An 18,382-nucleotide genomic window follows, 5' to 3' on the forward strand; every position below is an offset into this window, starting at 1 on the left:
GTTACCGGCCTGTGGTGCGGGAGCGGGGGCGAGGGGCGAAGCAGGCAGGGAGGAGAGCGTCGAACGGGACGTCGAAGTGGACGATGCCCTGGCCGCCGTCCGCCTCCTCCCGTTCGTCGTGCACGACGGCGGCGAGCGACCGCCAGAACGCCTCGGCGCCTTCGACGGCGGGGTCGGTGTGCAGATAGACGGAGCGGTACCCGCCGTCGGCGACCGCGAAGGCGAGCAGTTCGGCGACCAGTCGGCGGGCGAGACCGCGTCTGCGGTGTTCGGGGCGGACGTAGACGCGGCGCAACTGCGCGGTGGTGCCGCAGGGGTAGCGCTCGGCGACGTGCCGGGGGTTCGGCGGATGCGCGGGTCCGCGGGAGTCGAGGGCGGCGGTGGCGACGACCTCGCCGCTGCCGCCGTTGCCGCCGTCGATCGCGACCAGCAGGGTGTGGCGGTCGGGGGCGAGGTAGGCGGCGGCGGGATCGATGATGTCGCGGTGCCAGCGGGGCACGTAGCCGCTGCCGAAGTCCCGGTAGACGGTGTCCAGCATGACGGCTCGGGCGCCGTCCAGGTCGTCGGGGCCAGCGGGCCGTATGCAGTAGTCACGCACTTGCACATCATATGCAGTAAGTGGAGCGAGGGTGATCATGGCGTCACCGCGCCCGGAAGTCGACTTGACAGAGATCATGAGGCACCCCTAAATCTAGCCACATGACATTCATTTTCATCAAGGCGGTGTGATGCGCGTCGCATTCGTGGGGAAGGGCGGCAGCGGCAAGACGACCCTGACGGCCCTGTTCGCCCGCCGGTTGGCGCGGTCCGGCGCGCCGGTGCTGGCCGTGGACGGCGACATCAACCAGCACCTGTCCGAGGCCCTGGACCCCACGGCCGGCGCACCGCCGTTCACGGCCCCGCCGCTGGCCGCGCATCTGGACGACGTCAAGGACCTGCTGCGCGGCGACAACCCGCGCATCGCCTCCCGCGAGACGATGGTCAAGACGACCCCGCCGGGCCGCGGTTCACGGCTCCTTCGCCTGTTGGGCGACGACGAGCTGCACACCCGCCACGTACGACGGGTGGGCGGCGTGCCGCTGATGGTGACGGGCGCGTTCGACGAGAGCGACCTGGGGGTGGCCTGCTACCACTCCAAGCTGGGCGCGGTGGAGCTCTATCTGAGCCACCTGGTCGACGGCCCCGGCGAGTACCTGGTGATGGACATGACGGCGGGCGCCGACGCCTTCGCCTCCGGCCTGTTCGCCCGCTTCGACATGACGTTCCTGGTGGCCGAACCCACCCGCAGAGGCGTCTCCGTCTACCGCCAGTACCGCGACCACGCCCGCGAGTACGGCATCCCCCTCGCCGTGGTCGGCAACAAGGTGACCGGCGAGGACGACCTGCTCTTCCTCAAGGAGGAAGTGGGCGACGACCTCCTCACCCACGTCGCCCTCTCCCCCTGGGTCCGATCGGCCGAACGCGGCCACCCTCAGGGTGAGTTGGAGGAGCCCAACCGTCACGCCCTGGACGTCCTGCGCAGCGCGGTCGACGCCCGCCCGAAGGACTGGCCGGCCCTCCACCGCCATGCCGTCCACTTCCACCTCCGCAACGCCCGCACCTGGGCGAACGAGGCGACCGGCCAGGACCTGGCCGCCCAGGTGGACCCGGACTTCACCCCGCCCCCCGCACTCCTCCCCTGACCCCCTTCCCCCTCCCTCTCCCCCTGCCACAGAACAAGGACACCCATGTCTCTCGACGTCTCCCCCGAGCTCCTCGCCGAAGCCGAAGCCGGCCCCGTCCGCGAGGAGGACTTCGTGAACACGATCCGTACCTCCCTCCCCTACGCCTACGACCTCGTCTCCGTCCTGGCCACCCAACTCCACGCCGGGATCACCGAGTTCGCCGACAACCAGACCCCGCCGGCCTCCGAGCAGGAGCGGGGCCAGCTACTGCGCGCCCTCGCCAGCGACGCCATCCGCGGCAGCCTGGAACGCCACTTCGACATCACCCTGGCCTTCCAGAACTGCCACCGCGTCGCGGCCTTCCGCCCCGGAGCCCGCGGCGGCCCCACCCACACCCGCTTCACCTCCCAGCGCGCCCAGATCCTCAACCAGTCGGCAGAACTGCGCGACTGCTGAACCCGCTGCGGACCCGGCGCCGGCAGGTTCCCGCTCCCCGGGACGCCGGGTCCGCAGGCCAAAGGCTCTAGAGGAACACCCAGTTGCGATCCACGTGGGTCAGCTTCACGAACCGCCCTTTCTGCGTCACCCAGGGATGAGGTGTCCGAAAGCGCGTCAGGTCACCCATGGAGACGACGACCGCGTCCAGTTGCTGCGCCACGTTCAACACCGACTGCGGCGAAGTGGACGGGACCGTCACGATGCGGCCCTCCTCGATCGCTCTCTCGACGACGTCCTTGTCGTCGTACTCGACCGCATCGACGATGTCCGTGCCCAGCACGGTCACCACCCGGTGCTCGGGATAGCGGCGTCTGATGGCCGTGAGTGCGGAGCCGAGCAGACGAACGCTGGGCGGACGAGGCGACGCCGCCGTGCGGCCGGCGGTCATGATGCCACGCCCGTCGACCACCACACTCGGGGTCAGGTCGTGTTCCGTCTCGTCCGGTACGAGCATCTCTTCCAGAGCGGTTTCGACACTCGCGGTGGGGACGGGAGCCTGGGCGGCACGGTCGACGGCCGGTTCGACGATCCGGGTGAGCAGTCGTTCGAGTTCGCGGTCGAGCCCCTGGGCGATGGGGGTGCCGTCCGGCCCGAAGCAGTCCAGTTCCTCGTCGAGGATCACCGCACCGCTGTGGCGGGTCCTCGCATACAGTTTGAGGATGCCGCTGCGGTCGTAGTGGTAGTCGACGTCGAACATGTTGTCCGACGGCTCGGCGTGAGGCTGGGGCACCGGAAGTTCGAGCCGCGCGAGGGGGAACGTCCGCTCGTCGTCCGCGGCACGCTTGCCGTCACCCTCGACGATCTCCAGGACGACCTTGGAAGCCCCGCGGACCGCGGGCATGGCGCTGCGCGTACCGCGTGCCGGAAGCGTCGAATAGCGGGGGATCACCGTGGCGAAGCCTCGCTGTCGTCCCCCGGCGTCGAAGGACAGCCCCAGGTCATGGCTGGTGGCAACCGAGATGGTGGTCTCGGGGACAAGGCCGTCGATCTCCGCCGCGGTGATCGCCGCGCCCCGGGCGACCGCCGTCATCGGCTTGCACAGACGGGCGTCGACCACCGCCTTGCCCAGGACCCGCTCGACCTCACGACGCACCAGCGGAATCTGCGAGGTCCCACCGATCATCAGGACGGCGTCGAGGTCCTGTGCGGTGAGCCCCACGTCCTGAAGACACTCGGCCAGTGGCACGAGCGCACGCCGCACGAGCGGTTGCACCGCCTCCTCGAACTCACCTCGGTGGATGACGACGGGAGGCAGTCCGCCGAGCGGCTCGAACAGCACCTGGTCCGTGCCGGGTTGCGACAACACGATCTTCGTCAGCTCGACGTGCCGCCTCCAGCGGCGTGCCTCCAGCCGGGTCAGCCTCTCCGGGTGGCTGCCGAGCCTGGTGAGGACCAGCTTCACGAGTGCCTCGTCGAACTCGAGGCCGCCGAGCGCGGTGATTCCGCGTGACGCCATCTCGTCGAAGATGCCGTCGTAGTGCTCTAGGACGGTGACGTCGATGGTGCCGCCGCCCCAGTCGAAGACAAGGAACCGGCCTTCTCCGGGGAAGTCGTGGGCGTAGCTGATCGCGGCTGCCGTCGGTTCGTTGATCAGAGCCTTGACCTTGATCTTCGCCAGGCGGGCCGCAGCTCTGGTGCGATAGCGGGCGGCTCCGGTGGCGTTGGCCGGGACCGTCACCACCGCCTCGTCCATCTCGCGGAGATTGCGGCGCGCGCCGGCCTTCATCTGATCGAAGAGCGCCGCCGCGACGACCGTGCTGCGGAACGGCTCGTCGCCCAGCCAGACCTCGTGTTCCTCGGGGAGCGCGCCGGCGCGAGGAGTCTTCTCCTCGTCCATGCCCTTCGGGCGTGACGCGAGCATGCGTTTGACTGCGTCCTGGGGCTCCGCGGTCTCGCACTTGGCGGACCATCCGAAGCACAGCGTCCGCTGGATGTCGCGCAGCGACACGACGGACGGAAAGAGTTCGTCGAAGCCCGGCCTGTTCCACTCCGCGGGCAGAGCGGCGCTGTCCACCCGGATCACCTCGGTGCCGTTCCCCGTCCAGCGGGCCACGACCGAGTTGCTCGTACCGAAGTCGATGCCGAAGGTCATCGGTCGTCGCCTCCCTCCGCGATGGGGGCGGCGTGCGACGGCAGGCGCCTCATCTCACCCCGCTGGACGATGCGGCCCGTGCGGCTGTCCGCGTACGCGGGCGCGAGGACCTCGTAGGCGGAACTGCCCGCATGCTCGGCAGGGTTCACCAGATTGAAGGACTCGGGGTCGGCCTCGGTGATTCTCGTGATCCCGGAACGCCGCATCTCCTCTTCGACACGCAGGCGCACAGCGGCGATGTCCTGCGACATCTGGGCGGTGCGGTCGATCAGTGCCAGCTGCGCCAGGTGTTCCTCGTGCACACGGGTCGCGTTGAGCACGGCGGTACGCAAGGCCTCGTCCACGGCCGCCTGCACCGCCTGTTGTACGAGGGAGCCCATCTTGCCCGCGGCCGACTGTGCTCCGGCGATGGCCGCGTCCAGTTCCGCGGTGAGCCTTCGGCTCACTTCCTGGGCAGCGCTCGCTCCGGCCTTCATGGCCGCCCGGTCCACCTTCGCCGCGATCTTGTCGCTGAGAATGCGGAACATCACCTCGGGGTCCGCGCGAGGATCGAGCAGCGGCCCGCCTTCCCCGGTGACGCGTGCGCTTGGGACATCGCGGTCGCCGCGCCGGACGTCTTCGGCCGGTACCGGGCGGGCCAGGCTGCTGCCTGATGCCCGCGCCCCGTCACCGCGGGACTCGGGGCTCGCAGGGTCACGCGGTGGGACACGCCGTGCCGCCTTCTTCACCGGCTTGCTGCGCACCCCTTCGAACGCCTTGATGCGTCGGGGCTCCGCCGTGGGCTTGCGGGGTTCTCTCTTGGCGGGCATCAGTGATCGTTCCTCAGTCTCCCGGCGCAGCGGCCGATGATTTCCCGGGCCGCCTCGGTAGCGGTCCACGACTTCTCCTGCTCGGTGCTGGGCTTCGTGCGGCGCGCCAGGGGTTGCGGCCGTGGTTGCAGCAGGTCACTCCGGTCGTCCGGCACCCAGAGGAACCGCTCGTCCAGGGGCAGCTCGTAGAGGGGCTCAGGCTCCTCCCCCAGACGTCGTGCGGTCTCGATCCGCCGGATACGGTCCTTCGCCCCGTTGATGTACTCGAGTTGCTCCGTGGCGACCTGTCGACGCAGGTCGCGCCATCCCTGTCCCCATTCGGTGGAGTCGTGCTCGACGCACAGCGCCAGGTAGGGGTTGAGGACGTCGTGCGGCTTGGACTTGAGCCGCAGGGACTGTAGGAGTTCACTCAGGTCCCTCATACGACGTCGCTGCGCCCCGCCGACGCCGCCCCGCTCCCGGCCTCCCCGCTTCAGCACGTCTTCCAGCAGCCCCACGCCCTGGTCGAGCCGGTCACGATCGCCAGGACGGGCATGCAGGAAGATGAGGTAGGCCTGTACGACCCGTGCCTCCCGGTCCGCCGCGCCGGCGGCACCCTGCGTCTCCGGGTTGCGCAGTGCCGCGGCCTGTTGCAGGGCCGCGCGTACCGCGTTCTCGGTGCGCTCCGGTTCGCAGGCCATGGCCCAGTGCATGTCGTCCAGCAGGCGGTACAGGCGTCGCGTTCCGGCCCAGAAGTGGAACGGAGTGCGGCCCGAGACGAGACGGTTTTCGGGGGTGCAGTCCTCCAGCACCCCGAACAGGGACCAGTCCCGGCCCATACGGGCGTCGACCGGGGCACCTTGACGTATGCCCAGCAGGGCCACCGCGAAGTGGACGAGTTCCGGGGGCAGGTCCTGGTTTCCGTGCACCTGGACGGCGTCCAGTGCGCAAACGTCTCCGCCCAGCAGCGCCGAGCGCAGACTCCAGCCGTCGTGGCGCCCGTCGACCTGGTCGACCGTGCCGCCCGCCTCGAGGATCCGGCGGCGCGCCTCGTCTCCCCAGTCCAGGGCGGTCACCTCGGCATCGGTCAGCCTGTGGGGTCCAGACGTGCCGTCACATACCGACTGCGGTCGCTGGGCTCCGGCCAGGCGTCACCGATCGCGGCCGAGGTGAGGGCGCCTTCGTCGATCAGGTCGTCGACGACGGACAGCGGCAGCGTTGCGACGAGTCGTTGCCAGGTGGCCGTCGACAGGACCGCGCGCCCATGTGCCTCGACGGACTCCAGATGCAGTTGCCACGAGTCGACCGAGTCCGGCCGCACCTCCGGCGCGGGCACCCTCCCCGAGCGGAGCGCTTCGGCACGGGAGAGCTCGTCCTGCTCCAGGAGCGGAAGACCGCTGACGGTCAGGTCCACGAGATGCCCCAACGCGGCCAGGGGGTCCTTCCGTGTCAGCAGGTCGGCGGCTTCGGCGGCCGCCGCCCCCAGCGGGTCGGTCGCACGGACGGCCAGTTCCTCGATGCGGTCGGTGACCGCGCAGTCTCCTCCCGGCTCGTCCAAGGCCCGTCGCAGGGCGTGTGACACGCGGGCGGGCAGTGGCGTCGGCAACGGCGTGGGAGCTCCGGACCCGGACTCGTCCGGCTGCCCGGTGAGAGAGTCGTTCCCCGTCGGGCGACGCCTGGCCCGCAGCGGAGCGCGCGCACCGCCCTCCCGGTCCCGGCGCAGTCGCTCACGCCTTTCCAGTTCGGCACGCCTCAGCTGCTCCAGGTCGGCTGCGGCAGCCGGCTCGGGGGTCATGGACGTCGTCCTCCCCCTCCCCGTGAACGCCCGATTTCCTCCCCGATCGGCCCGGACACGGTGATCGACCTGATGTTAAGGCAGGACAGGGCCGCTCTCGTAGTCGCAGTTCCACCCCACCAGGCCACATGCCCGGCAGGGACCTGCCGGGACGCGGCGATGGAGGGCGTCATCCGACCCTCTTCCACTCCTCGCAGCGGTTGGTCTTGAAGTACTCCCCCTTGTGGAGGGTCACCCGGCCTGGTCCTTCCAGGTTGTTGTTGGCGATGATCGAGCCGAACTCGCCGCTGGCGTCCTTGGCCCGCTCCCAGTAGCAGCCGAACTCGCCCTCGGGACCGGCGGTCTTGTAGGTCCCGGGTTTGATGTCCTCGCCGACCAGGTACTCGCCCTCGCCGGAGAACGTGGTCGCGGGGCCGGCCGGTTCGGCCTTCTTCGGCTGGGCGGTGACCGTCGCCGTGACGGTCTCCGTAACCTCGGGGGCGGGGTCCGCCTCGCTCCGCGCCGCCTCGGTGACCGTCACCGTGGGGCCGGGCACGGCCTTCGCGTCCGTGGTGTCGCCGGACGCCGACCCGCTGCTGCCGCCGGCCCCTATGCCGACGCCGACGAACAGGGCCACGGCAGCCGTCGCGCCGAGCTTGATCCGCTGTCTGCGGCGGGACGGCACCCCGGGCCCGGCCGGGACCTGCGGCAGCGGCGGCGGCGAGACCCAGCCGCCCTGCCGGCCGTGGGCGGGCTGCTGCGGCTCGTGCAGCTGCTTCGGGTCCTGGGCGGGCTGGGGGTCGGGCGCGGGCGTCGGGTTCGTCATGGCGTTCTCCGTTCGTTCACTGATGTCCACCTGGTCCGTCCCGTCCACGACGGACGGCCCCCGAGCGGCAGGGATCCACTGGACCACCGCTTACCATCGGAAGCATTCACATATAAGCACAGCACTGAAAGCATCGTCAATCACGTTGACAGATTTGACGAGTGCTGTAGTTTGTTGACGTCCACTGCCGAGACGTCGAGAGAGCCAGGACCCCTTCATGTCCCAGCCATCCGCCCAGGTGACCGCCGCCGAGATCTCCCGCATCGCGGGCGTCACGCGCGCCACGGTCAGCAACTGGCGTCGTCGGCACGGCGACTTCCCTGCGCCGTCCGGCGGCACGGACAGCAGCCCGCTGTACGACCTGGAGGCGGTGCGCGCCTGGCTCGCGTCGCGCGGCCAGGCCTCGGCCGCGAGTCCGTCGGAGGAGCTGCGGACGACCCTGCGCCTGCACGCCCGGAGCGGCGGCATCACGTCCGACCTGCTGCTTCTCGTCCTCGCGGCGGCCGGCCGCGCTCCGGGGGACCTGACGGCGGCCGCACAGTCGCCCGACGCGGATCTCGTCAGCCGCGCACAGCGGGACGCGGACGACGCGGCGGCGCACGCCGTGCCCGGCGCAGACGGCGTGGACGGCGTGCGCTTCACCGTGGACGACGCGGCGGTGCTGCGCGCGCTGTACGTGTGTGTACGCGAGGAGGGCGGCGAGGCCGCGCTCGGCGTGCTCGCCGAGCGGGAGTTGGAGGACAGCGCCGCGTCCGGCGCGTACCGCACCCCGGAGCCGCTCGCCGACCTGCTGGCAGGCCTGATCCCCGGAGCACCGGTCCGCGTCCTCGACCCGGCGTGCGGCAGCGGCACCCTCCTGGCGTCCGCCGCCCGCCGGGGCGCACGCGAGCTGTACGGGCAGGACACGCTCCCCGTGCAGGCCCGGCGCAGCGCGGTGAGCCTGACGCTGACGGCACCGCAGGCCACGGTCACCGTGCGCGCCGGTGACAGTCTGCGCGCGGACGCCTTCCCCGCACTGGTCGCCGACGCGGTGCTGTGCAACCCGCCGTTCGGCGTCCGGGACTGGGGTCACGACGAGCTCGCGTACGACCCGCGCTGGGCCTACGGCGTCCCTCCCCGCGCGGAGTCGGAGCTGGCGTGGGTGCAGCACGCACTGGCCCACCTCACCCCCGGCGGCCACGCGGCCCTGATCCTGCCGCCGGCCGTGGCAGGCCGCGCGTCGGGCCGCCGCGTACGGGCGGAGCTTGTACGCGGCGGGGCACTGCGCGCGGTGATCGCCCTGCCGGTCGGCGCGTCGGTGCCGTTGCACGTCGGCCTCCAGGTGTGGGTACTGCAACGACCTGAACCGGGCGGCCCGGAGCGCAAGTCGGTGCTGTTCGTGGACACGGCGGAAGCGCCGACGTCAGCAGGGGCCTCAGCGGGGACGGGGACGAGGGCAGCGGCGGGAGGCGGTGGCAGCCGGTCCGCCTCCCTGGACTGGGCCGGGATCACCGCGCGGATCGCACGGGCGTGGCACACCTTCCGGGAACGCCCGGACGCGTTCGAGGGCGAGCCAGGCGTCGCGCACGCCGTCGGCGTGGTGGACCTGCTGGACGACGTGGTGGACCTGACCCCGGCACGTCTCGTACGGGCGTCCCGCGCCGACGTCGATCCGGCGGAGCTGTCGGCGCAGGCCGACGCGACCCGCCGGAACCTCGTCAAGGCGGCGAAGTCGTTGGCGCGGGCCGCCGGTCACGAGGGCTGGAGCGCCGCGGGCGACTCGGCCCGCGAGTGGCGTACGGCGACGGCGTCCGACCTCTCCCGAGGAGGCGCGCTCACCCTGCTGCGGACGGTCCCGGAGGGTGCGCGGGCCCGCGGGGAAGGAGCGGCGGAGACCCAAAGGGCGGCAGGCGCGGACGGGGAGCCCGGGAGCCGCCCGGTGCTGACCGGCGCGGACATCGCGCGCGGGTCGGGCCCCTCCGGCGACCCTGAGGAGCTGCGCGGTGCCGTGGTACCGCGGGTCGCCGTCGGGGACGTCCTCGTACGGGCGGTCTCCGGCGGGGACGGCCCGATGGCGCGGGTCGCGGGCCAGGAGGACGCGGGCGCACTGCTCGGCCCGCACGTCCACCTGTTCCGTCCCGACCCGGCCCGCCTGGACGCCTGGTTCCTCGCCGGGTTCATGGGCGCGGACGAGAACATCGCGGGCGCGTCGACAGGCAGCACGGTCCTGACGGTCAACCCGGGCCGACTGCGCGTCCCGCTGCTGCCGCTGGAGGAGCAGCGCCGGTACGGGGAGGCGTTCCGACACGTGCACGAACTGCGGGCCGAGGCCCGGCGGGCGACACGGCTGGCCGAGGCGACGGCACGGCTGCTGGCGGGCGGCCTCACCGGGGGGCAACTCCTCCCGGACCGGGACACACCGGCTCACCCGCAAGGTGACGATTCACCGCATTAGACATACGGACTTTCGTGCACATGGACCACACTGGTCGGCACCCGCGCGGCTCATGCCGCGACGAGGTGGGGGCGGGACATGCAGAACATTTCGGAGAGGGATTCGGGGATTCAGGTGAACAGCAGTAAGCACACGGAGTTGGCGAACCACGCGTGGTCCGTCGCCGACCTCCTGCGGGGGGACTACAAGCAGTCCGACTACGGCAAGGTCATCCTGCCGTTCACCGTGCTGCGACGCCTCGAGTGCGTGCTCGCGCCGACGCGCGAGAAGGTCGCTGAGGAGGCCGCGCAGTACAAGGACACCGGGATCGACCCGGACCGCTTCCTGCGCCGCGCCTCCGGCCACTCCTTCTACAACAAGTCCGACCTGACGCTGAAGAAGATCGCCGGCGACCCGGGGAGCGCGGCGAAGAACCTCCAGGTGTACGTGGGGGCCTTCTCGGACAACGCGCAGGGCGTGCTGGACCGCTTCGAGTTCGCGCAGCAGATCAAGCGCCTGGACAGCGCGGGCCTCCTCTACCAGGTCATCGGTAAGTTCACCGACCTGGACCTGCGTCCCGAGGTCGTGCCCAACCACAACATGGGCTACATCTTCGAGGAGCTGATCCGGCGCTTCGCCGAGCAGTCCAACGAGACGGCCGGCGAGCACTTCACCCCGCGCGAGGTCATCCAGCTCATGGTGCGGCTGCTCGTCGCCCCGGACGGTGACGCGCTCCAGCTGCCCGGCACGGTCCGCACGGTCCTCGACCCGGCCTGCGGCACCGGCGGCATGCTCTCCGCGATGGACGACCTCATCACCGAGCTCAATCCGGGTGCCACGGTGGAGGTGTACGGGCAGGAGCTCAACCCCGAGTCCTGGGCGATCTGCCGGTCCGACCTCATGATCAAAGGCCAGGACCCGGAGAACATCGCCTTCGGCAACTCGTTCAACGACGACGGTCACGCCCGCAAGTCCTTCGACTACATGCTCGCCAACCCGCCGTTCGGCGTGGAGTGGAAGAAGGTCAAGGACGACGTCGAGGCCGAGCACAAGTCGCTCGGCGAGGCGGGCCGCTTCGGCGCGGGGCTGCCGCGCATCAACGACGGCTCGCTGCTGTTCATCCAGCACATGATCTCGAAGATGAAGCCGGTGGACGTCAACGGCGGCGGCGGTTCGCGCCTTGCCATCGTCTTCAACGGCTCGCCCCTCTTCACGGGCGCGGCGGGCTCGGGCGAGTCGGAGATCCGCCGCTGGATCCTGGAGAACGACTGGCTGGAGGCCATCGTCGCCCTGCCGGACCAGCTCTTCTACAACACCGGCATCTCCACGTACTTCTGGATCCTGACGAACAGGAAAAACCCGGACCACAAGGGCAAGGTCGTGCTCCTGGACGCTCGCGACCAGTGGCAGAAGATGCGAAAGTCGCTGGGCGACAAGCGCAAGGAGCTGAGCAAGGACCACATCGCGACGGTGGTCAAGCTGTACGGCGACGCGTTGGCCGTGGCCGGCGATCCGGAACACCCGCTGCACGGCAAGGTGAAGGTCTTCGCCAACGAGGACTTCGGCTACCAGCGGATCACGGTCGAGCGCCCGCTGAAGCTGCGCTTCGAGGTGACGGAGGAAACGCTGGCGGCCCTGGAGGCGTCCAAGGTCATCCAGAAGCTCCCGCAGGCAACGGTCATGTTCGACGCCTTCGAGTCGATGCAGGTCCGGAGCTGGGCCACCAAGCAGGAGGCCTGGGTCGCCCTCAAGGACGCGGTGGTCGCGGCCGGCTCGACCTGGCCCTCCGGCGCCCCCTTCAACAAGGCCCTGCGCGACGCGATCGGCGTACGGAACCCGCAGGGCGAGGTCCAGCGCATCAAGGGCCAGCCCGAGCCGGACGCAGAACTCCGCGACTACGAGAACGTACCGCTGGGCGAGGACGTCGAGGAGTACCTGAAGCGAGAGGTCCACCCGCACGTCCCGGACGCGTGGATCGACCACAGCAAGACAAAGATCGGGTACGAGATTCCGTTCACGCGACACTTCTACGTGTACGAGCCGCCCCGGCCGCTGGCGGAGATCGACGCGGAGTTGAAGGCGCTGGAGGCGGAAATTCAGGGACTGTTGAGGGATGTGACAGAATGAGCGTCACGTTCACGTCGCTCTGGGGCACTCGCCGCGTCAAGTCGGTGGCATCAAAGATCGGCAGCGGCAAGACGCCGACCGGCGGTTCGGAAACTTACGCAAAAGAGGGGATCATTTTCCTGCGGAGTCAGAACATCCACTTTGATGGCCTGCGGCTGGACGACGTCGCATTCCTCGACCAGGCTACACATCGCGATATGCGGGCGACACGAGTCCAGCCTGACGACGTGCTGCTGAACATCACAGGCGCATCCCTCGGACGAGTTGCGCGGACTCCACTGAGTTTCGGAGAGGCGAACGTAAACCAGCACGTCTGTATCATCCGCCCCACCGAAGAAGTCAACTCTAGGTATCTGGCTTACGCCTTGGCCTCTCGTCCAGGGCAGGAACAGATCCGCGAGCTTCAGGCTGGCGGAAACCGTGAGGGTCTCAACTTCGATCAGGTTGGGAACCTACTTCTGCCCGCAGCTCCGCTGGAAGAGCAACACCGCATCGCCGACTTCCTCGACACCGAGATCGCCCGCATCAACGAGCTGATCCGCCTTTATCGACAGCTCGACAAATTGGCCGCAGAACGATCTCAGCGGGTACTAGACGACGCAGTTGGGCAACGTGCGGACCTCGTACCGCTACGCTATATCGTCCGCTTCCGCGAAGGTCCCGGCATCATGGCCGCAGACTTTCATCCCGATGGGGTCCCGCTCATCCGCATCTCGGGATTGAAGCATGGCGAGGTAACCCTCAACGGCTGTAATTTCCTAGACCCTGCAAAGGTCGCTCGGCAGTGGTCGCACTTCCGTCTTCGCATGGGTGACCGATTGATCAGCGGGAGCGCGACGATGGGCGGGGTGTCCGTGGTCCAATCCCCAGCTGTCGTCGGCTCCGTCCCCTATACCGGTCTGATCATTCTGCGACCGGCGCAGGCAAACGTAGAAATGAACTATGTAGAGGCATTTCTGCGGTCCTCCTCGTTCTCCCAGCAGATCGACCTGCTGAAAACGGGTGCCACCATGCAGCACTTCGGTCCCACCCACCTATCTCAGGTGAAGGCACCCTTGCCGTCGCCGGACCACCAGCGTCGCGTCGCCACGATTGCCGGTGAGGCGCTGCACCACGCGTCTCGCTGTAACAGACTGGCCCATCATCAGATCAGCTTGCTCATGGAACGCCGCCAAGCCCTCATCACCGCCGCCGTAACCGGCCAGTTCGACGTGTCCACCGCCAGCGGGCGCAACGTGACCGAAGGAGTCTCCGTATGAGCCCCGTGCACGACGAGTCCTCCTTCGGGTCCGCCATAGTCGCCGCCCTCTGCGAGCGGGGCTGGCGGGAGGCGAATCCCGAGGATTACCGGGCCGACCTCGGGCTGGACACCAACGAGCTGTTCACCTTCGTCGGGAAGTCGCAGCCCGACGAGTGGGACCAGCTCCTCACCCTCTACGGCCGGGACCCCAACGAAGCGCAGCGCGGGTTCGCTCAGCGGCTCGACCGGGCCATCGCCGATGACGGGCTGCTCCATGTCCTCCGCAACGGCGTCAAGGATCGTGGGGTCCGTCTCCGGGTCGCCTACTTCAGGCCCAACCTCGTCTCCGCAGACTCCGTTCTTGACGGCTACCGGGCCAACCGCCTCACTGTCGTCCGCGAACTCCCCTACGCCACCAAGCAGGCCGACTGGGGTCACCGGCTGGATCTCACCCTGTTCCTCAACGGCATCCCGGTCGCCACGGCCGAGTTGAAGAACCCGCTCACCGGCCAGGGCGTCGAACAGGCCAAGGAGCAGTACCGGACCGACCGCGACCCGACGGAGTTGATCTTCACGCGGCGCGTGATCGCCAACTTCGCCGTCGACCCCGACCTGGTCTTCGTCACCACGCAACTGCGCGGCAAGAGCACCCAGTTCCTGCCGTTCAACACCGGCTCGAACGGCCCTGGTCAGCCCGGTGGAGCCGGAAACACGGAGCCCACGGCCCACGGCTCCTACGCCACTTCCTACCTCTGGGAACAGGTCTGGCAGCGGGACAACTGGCTCGACCTGCTCCAGCGCTTCGTGCACCAGCAGAAGACGAAAACCCCCGGCGGCGGCACCACCAAGTCGACGATCTTCCCCCGGTTCCACCAGTGGGACGTGGTCCGGAAGCTCACCGCGCACGCGTCCGTGCACGGCGCGGGCCAGAACTACCTGATCATGGCGTCCGCCGGGTCCGGCAAGTCGAACACCATCGGCTGGCTGGCCCACCGCCTCAGCGACCTCCACGCCCGCCCCGACCCGCGCGTCCTGCGACCCGACGCCCTCGCCGACGGCCGCATCAAGCCCGGTGAGCCCGTCTTCGACAAGGTCATCGTCATCACGGACCGGCGCGCCCTGGACGCCCAGCTCTCGGCGACGGTCGGCAGCTTCTCTCAGACGGACGGCCTGGTCGTGAAGGTCGACGAGAAGCACGGCGCGAAGAGCGAGCAGTTGGCCCGCGCGCTGTCCCGGGACACCGGGAAGATCGTCACGGTCACCCTGCACTCGTTCCCGGCGCTGCTCGACTACATCAAGCGCAACCCGACCGAGATCAAGGGCACCCGCTTCGCGATCATCGTGGACGAGGCCCACTCCTCCCAGTCCGGCGACGCCGCCACGGCCGTGAAGTCGGCCCTGCGGGACCTCGGTCTGGACGCCGACTCGGACGACGAGGGCGCGACCACCGTCACCGTGGACGAGAAGCTGAAGGCGAAGGCGGTCGAGCGCTCGCACGCCGGCAACCTCTCCTACTTCGCCTTCACGGCGACGCCGAAGCAGAAGACGCTTGAACTCTTCGGCACGGAGGGCGTGGAGAACGGCAAGACCGTCTACCGGCCCTTCCACACCTACTCGATGCGCCAGGCCATCGAGGAAGGCTTCATCCTCGACCCGCTGCGCAACTACGTCACGTACAACACCTATTGGAAGCTCGCGAACCTCAACCACGACGAGAAGGAGGTCGACCCCTCCAAGGCGAACAGCCTGCTCGCCCGGTTCGCGCTCATGCACGAGCACACGGTGTCGCAGCACGCGCAGGTGATCGTCGAGCACTTCGTCGCGCACACCCGCGGCCGACTCGGCGGACGGGCGAAGGCGATGGTCGTGACGGCGTCCCGGCTCTCCGCCGTGCAGATGGCCCGCGCCATCCGCAGCTACATCGCCGACCGCGACTACGACACCAAGTACCCGGATCTCGGCGTCCTCGTCGCGATCTCCGGTTCCCTGACCGTCGACGGCGAGGAGACCACCGAGGTCAAGGAGAACGGCGGCATCTCGGAAGGCGCGCTGCCGAAGGCCTTCGTCTACACCCGCGCCGACGACAAAGCGGCGAAGGCGGGCGGCAAGGGCCAGCAGGAGTACCGCATCCTGGTCGTCGCGGAGAAGTACCAGACCGGCTTCGACCAGCCGCTGCTGACGACGATGTACGTCAACAAGACGCTCACCGGCATCGCCGCCGTGCAGACCCTGTCCCGCCTCAACCGCACCGCCGAACGCAAGTCCCAGGGCGACCTCGCCGTCCTGGACTTCGTCAACGACGCCGAGGACATACAGGACGCCTTCCGCCCGTACTTCGAGGAAGCGCACACCCTGCCCTCCGACCCCAACCTCCTCTACACGGCCCAGAGTCGGGTCATGTCCGCGCCGGTCATCTCCGAGCAGGACATGGACGGGTTCGTCGCCGCGTACTTCGAGGCGCAGGAGAAGGCGGCCGGCTCCCAGTCCAAGTGGGAGAAGCTGCACGCAGAGCTGTACCGGCTCCTGTCCCCCGCCGTCGTCCGCTTCACCCACCTCCTGGAGAGCGAGGAGGACGACGACGTCGAGACCGCCGAGGAGTTCCGGGCCAACCTCAACGACTACGTCCGCAAGTACGGCTTCCTCGCGCAGATCGTGCCGTACCAGGACCCGGAGCTGGAGCGCCTGTACCTCTACGGTCGCTACCTGCTCAACCGCCTCCCCCGCCTCGCGGACGGCGGAGTGGACATAGGCGAAGTGGACCTCAGTCACCTGCGCGTCGAGAAGACCGGCGAGCACGACGTGTCCCTCACTCCCGAGGGGCCCGCCGAGCTGAAGGGCTTCGGCGACGGCGTGGGAGGCGGTAAGGACGCGGACAAGTCACTGCTGTCCGAGCTGATCGACAAGTTCAACGCCAAGTTCGGCACGGACTTCACCGAGCAGGACCTGCTGCCGGTGTTCAACCTCACCAACCAGGACCCGAAGGTCCGGGCCGCCGCCCTCGTCAACGACGAGGAGAACTTCGGCATCGTCTACGACAAGAAGTTCGAGGAGAATATGATGGATCATGTCTCCACGATCGACACCCTCGGCAAGCGCTACTTCGGCGCGGACCGGGACTTCAAGTCCAACCTCGACCGCAGCGCCCGCCGCGCGGCCTGGCGGATGATCCGCCGGGAGGAGGGCCTGGACGAGCTGTGAACAGTACGGGACCCGGTGCGCTGCCCGCACCGGGTCCCGTCAGTTCTCGCTCAGTTCAGCGCGCTGCGGCCATCTGCACAAAGCCCGCCCACGCCTCGGCCCCGAAGGACAACCTGGCTTCTGCCGGTCGCTTGGAGTCACGGACGAGGACGGTTTCAGAGGTCGCGGCGATCTCAAGGCACTGGCCGCCTTCAGCGCCGCTGTAACTGCTCTTGAACCAGGCCGGTTCGGTGGCCACCGATTCGCTTCCTGCGGCGTTCATAGCTCTCCCAGCAACTTCGCGATGTGGTCCAGGCTCTCGCGCGGACTGAGTGCCTGGCTTCGGATAATCCCATAACGGGCCGCCGCGAGACTCGTCTCATCACGCTTGGTCAGAAGGCTGCTGCGTCCCTGCACCTCGGCGTACACGAACTGTTCGCCGGCCTTGCGGTTGATCACCGTGAACGGTCCGTCCACACCGGCGTTGTCCTCGCGGTCCAGCGGCATCACCTGAAGCTCCACGTTGCGCTTCTCGCCGGTCAGGAGCAGATGCTCAAGCTGTCCACGCAGCACGGCCTTCCCGCCCAACGGCCGTTGCAACAGCGGCTCCTCCATCACGAAGCTCAGTAGCGGGGCAGGCCAGCGGTTGAAGATCTCCTGTCGCGCCAGACGTGCGGCGACGCGCAGTTCGATCGTTTCCTCGTCGAGCAATGGACGGCGCATGGAGAGGAGACCTCGCATGTACTCCTCGGTCTGGAGCAGCCCGTTGACCACGAGCGTGTCGTACGCGCACAGCTCGACCGCTTCCGCCTCCAGCCGCGCCATGTCCCGGAAGAACGCCGGATACTGAGCCCGCCCCACCTCCTCCTTCAGGGCCGTCAGCAAGCCCCCGGCCCCGAGCGCCTCGTCGGCCTTGTCGATGAAGCGGGCCTGGGGAATCCGCCGTCCCTGCTCGATGGACGCCACCGTGTCCGCCGCGTAGCCGACCCGGCTGCCGAACTCGGCGCGTTCCAGCCCCGCCCTCACCCGCAGCAGCTTCAGCTGCCGTCCGAACGCGGTGACGACGCCCGTCCCCGGGTCGTCCTCCGGCCGCTGCTGCCGCTGTTCCTCGTCCTCGTCCCGCATGGTCACCGTCCTGCCGCCTCTCCCCACGCCCGCGTACCGTCCTGTACAGCGCCCGCGCCCGCCGCGTACGAAGAGCCGACGTCAGCGCGTCACCACTGGTCACGCTATGCCACAGAGCGCAACCGTGTGTGCATGACCGCAACACAACCACCCCTCACGGCCCACCGGTTCGCGATGCGCTTCAGCTCCACCTCGCGTGGGGCCCGCCTGGCCCGGCGGCTGTGCGGGCACCGCCTCGACGCCTGGGGCATCCTCTACGGCAGCGCCGCGCACGACGCCGTCGTCCTGGTCGCGGCGGAGCTGTGCGCGAACGCCGTACGGCACGGCCACGTCGCCGGACGGGACTTCCACGTCCTGCTCACCGCGGACCCGGCCACCGGCACCGTACGGCTCGAGGTCAGCGACACCCGGGGCGAACGCCTGCCCCGCGTCCGCAGCGCCGCCGCACCGGACGAGGGCGGTCGCGGGCTGCTGCTCGTCGAGACGCTGGCCGACCGCTGGGGGTGCACCGCGCGCACCACGGGCGGTCCGGGCAAGACCGTCTGGGCGGAGTGCACCGTCCGAGGCCTGAACCGAGCAGACCTGACCTGGCCCGACGCCTGAGCCGACCCGAGCCGATGACGTCGGCCGATGGTGCCGGCCGCCCCCCGCGATCCGG

The 18,382-nt window shown here is 69.3% G+C and carries 15 protein-coding genes; 7 read left to right on the top strand and 8 right to left on the bottom strand.

All coding sequences use genetic code 11. From position 1 onward, the window contains the following. Nucleotide 1: 1 nt before the first annotated feature. Nucleotides 2-598: a GNAT family N-acetyltransferase gene (locus OHS82_RS08890; RefSeq protein WP_057582095.1), complete on the bottom strand. Its 597-nt coding sequence runs from the start codon at nt 596-598 to the stop codon at nt 2-4. A gap of 130 nt (nt 599-728) precedes the next feature. Here OHS82_RS08890 and OHS82_RS08895 point away from each other — a divergent pair, with 130 nt between their 5' ends. Both OHS82_RS08895 and OHS82_RS08900 read left to right on the top strand, forming a co-directional pair. Beyond that, the gene (locus tag OHS82_RS08895; RefSeq protein ID WP_328433644.1) at nt 729-1,682 is read left to right on the top strand and encodes an ATP-binding protein; all 954 of its coding nucleotides are present in this window, start codon (nt 729-731) and stop codon (nt 1,680-1,682) included. A gap of 45 nt (nt 1,683-1,727) precedes the next feature. Then, nucleotides 1,728-2,120, top strand: coding sequence for an SCO5389 family protein (locus OHS82_RS08900; protein ID WP_328433645.1), 393 nt, complete (start codon nt 1,728-1,730; stop codon nt 2,118-2,120). Between the two features lie 67 nt (nt 2,121-2,187). On the opposite strand, the gene OHS82_RS08905 is transcribed toward OHS82_RS08900, so the two are convergent. The 5 genes from OHS82_RS08905 to OHS82_RS08925 all read right to left on the bottom strand — a co-directional run bounded on the left by OHS82_RS08905 (nt 2,188) and on the right by OHS82_RS08925 (nt 7,642). Beyond that, entirely contained in the window at nt 2,188-4,254 is a 2,067-nt protein-coding gene (locus tag OHS82_RS08905) for an Hsp70 family protein (RefSeq protein WP_328433646.1), read from the bottom strand. Continuing rightward, nucleotides 4,251-5,063: a hypothetical protein gene (locus OHS82_RS08910; protein WP_328433647.1), complete on the bottom strand. Its 813-nt coding sequence runs from the start codon at nt 5,061-5,063 to the stop codon at nt 4,251-4,253. Before OHS82_RS08910 ends, OHS82_RS08905 begins: the two co-directional genes overlap by 4 nt. Continuing rightward, nucleotides 5,063-6,118, bottom strand: a complete 1,056-nt coding sequence (locus OHS82_RS08915) for a hypothetical protein (RefSeq protein ID WP_328433648.1) — start codon at nt 6,116-6,118, stop codon at nt 5,063-5,065. Before OHS82_RS08915 ends, OHS82_RS08910 begins: the two co-directional genes overlap by 1 nt. 11 nt (nt 6,119-6,129) lie before the next feature. Beyond that, a complete protein-coding gene (locus OHS82_RS08920; protein WP_328433649.1) occupies nt 6,130-6,837 on the bottom strand; it encodes a hypothetical protein in 708 nt (235 codons plus the stop codon). Between the two features lie 169 nt (nt 6,838-7,006). Further along, nucleotides 7,007-7,642 carry a hypothetical protein gene (locus tag OHS82_RS08925; RefSeq protein ID WP_328433650.1) on the bottom strand — a complete coding sequence of 212 codons (636 nt, stop codon included), beginning with the start codon at nt 7,640-7,642 and terminating at the stop codon, nt 7,007-7,009. A gap of 217 nt (nt 7,643-7,859) precedes the next feature. On the opposite strand from OHS82_RS08925, the gene OHS82_RS08930 reads away from it, so the two are divergent. The 4 genes from OHS82_RS08930 to OHS82_RS08945 all read left to right on the top strand — a co-directional run bounded on the left by OHS82_RS08930 (nt 7,860) and on the right by OHS82_RS08945 (nt 16,620). Further along, nucleotides 7,860-10,076 carry an N-6 DNA methylase gene (locus OHS82_RS08930; RefSeq protein ID WP_328433651.1) on the top strand — a complete coding sequence of 739 codons (2,217 nt, stop codon included), beginning with the start codon at nt 7,860-7,862 and terminating at the stop codon, nt 10,074-10,076. A 114-nt stretch (nt 10,077-10,190) separates the two neighbouring features. Next, nucleotides 10,191-12,182, top strand: coding sequence for a type I restriction-modification system subunit M (locus OHS82_RS08935; RefSeq protein ID WP_328433652.1), 1,992 nt, complete (start codon nt 10,191-10,193; stop codon nt 12,180-12,182). Next, a complete protein-coding gene (locus OHS82_RS08940; RefSeq protein WP_328433653.1) occupies nt 12,179-13,441 on the top strand; it encodes a restriction endonuclease subunit S in 1,263 nt (420 codons plus the stop codon). The genes OHS82_RS08935 and OHS82_RS08940 overlap by 4 nt, the downstream gene beginning before the upstream one ends. Next, on the top strand, nt 13,438-16,620 hold the full coding sequence (locus OHS82_RS08945; RefSeq protein ID WP_328433654.1) for a type I restriction endonuclease subunit R: 3,183 nt from the start codon (nt 13,438-13,440) through the stop codon (nt 16,618-16,620). Before OHS82_RS08940 ends, OHS82_RS08945 begins: the two co-directional genes overlap by 4 nt. 55 nt (nt 16,621-16,675) lie before the next feature. Here the strand turns inward: OHS82_RS08945 and OHS82_RS08950 are convergent, their stop codons facing one another. After that, entirely contained in the window at nt 16,676-16,882 is a 207-nt protein-coding gene (locus OHS82_RS08950) for a DUF397 domain-containing protein (protein WP_328433655.1), read from the bottom strand. Continuing rightward, nucleotides 16,879-17,724: a helix-turn-helix domain-containing protein gene (locus OHS82_RS08955; protein ID WP_328433656.1), complete on the bottom strand. Its 846-nt coding sequence runs from the start codon at nt 17,722-17,724 to the stop codon at nt 16,879-16,881. The genes OHS82_RS08950 and OHS82_RS08955 overlap by 4 nt, the downstream gene beginning before the upstream one ends. A gap of 132 nt (nt 17,725-17,856) precedes the next feature. Between OHS82_RS08955 and OHS82_RS08960 the strand changes: the two genes are divergently transcribed. After that, on the top strand, nt 17,857-18,327 hold the full coding sequence (locus tag OHS82_RS08960; protein WP_328433657.1) for an ATP-binding protein: 471 nt from the start codon (nt 17,857-17,859) through the stop codon (nt 18,325-18,327). Nucleotides 18,328-18,382 lie beyond the last annotated feature (55 nt).

It is taken from the genome of Streptomyces sp. NBC_00425 (assembly GCF_036030735.1).
Taxonomy (GTDB): domain Bacteria; phylum Actinomycetota; class Actinomycetes; order Streptomycetales; family Streptomycetaceae; genus Streptomyces.

Excerpts from the sequence above, each read along its gene's own strand:
- OHS82_RS08900 (WP_328433645.1), top strand. The coding sequence starts at position 1,728 with ATGTCTCTCGACGTCTCCCCCGAGCTCCTCGCCGAAGCCGAAGCCGGC.
- OHS82_RS08895 (WP_328433644.1), top strand. The coding sequence starts at position 729 with ATGCGCGTCGCATTCGTGGGGAAGGGCGGCAGCGGCAAGACGACCCTG.
- OHS82_RS08910 (WP_328433647.1), bottom strand. The coding sequence starts at position 5,063 with ATGCCCGCCAAGAGAGAACCCCGCAAGCCCACGGCGGAGCCCCGACGC.
- OHS82_RS08930 (WP_328433651.1), top strand. The coding sequence starts at position 7,860 with ATGTCCCAGCCATCCGCCCAGGTGACCGCCGCCGAGATCTCCCGCATC.
- OHS82_RS08960 (WP_328433657.1), top strand. The coding sequence starts at position 17,857 with ATGACCGCAACACAACCACCCCTCACGGCCCACCGGTTCGCGATGCGC.
- OHS82_RS08905 (WP_328433646.1), bottom strand. The coding sequence starts at position 4,254 with ATGACCTTCGGCATCGACTTCGGTACGAGCAACTCGGTCGTGGCCCGC.
- OHS82_RS08925 (WP_328433650.1), bottom strand. The coding sequence starts at position 7,642 with ATGACGAACCCGACGCCCGCGCCCGACCCCCAGCCCGCCCAGGACCCG.
- OHS82_RS08945 (WP_328433654.1), top strand. The coding sequence starts at position 13,438 with ATGAGCCCCGTGCACGACGAGTCCTCCTTCGGGTCCGCCATAGTCGCC.
- OHS82_RS08920 (WP_328433649.1), bottom strand. The coding sequence starts at position 6,837 with ATGACCCCCGAGCCGGCTGCCGCAGCCGACCTGGAGCAGCTGAGGCGT.
- OHS82_RS08940 (WP_328433653.1), top strand. The coding sequence starts at position 12,179 with ATGAGCGTCACGTTCACGTCGCTCTGGGGCACTCGCCGCGTCAAGTCG.
- OHS82_RS08955 (WP_328433656.1), bottom strand. The coding sequence starts at position 17,724 with ATGCGGGACGAGGACGAGGAACAGCGGCAGCAGCGGCCGGAGGACGAC.
- OHS82_RS08950 (WP_328433655.1), bottom strand. The coding sequence starts at position 16,882 with ATGAACGCCGCAGGAAGCGAATCGGTGGCCACCGAACCGGCCTGGTTC.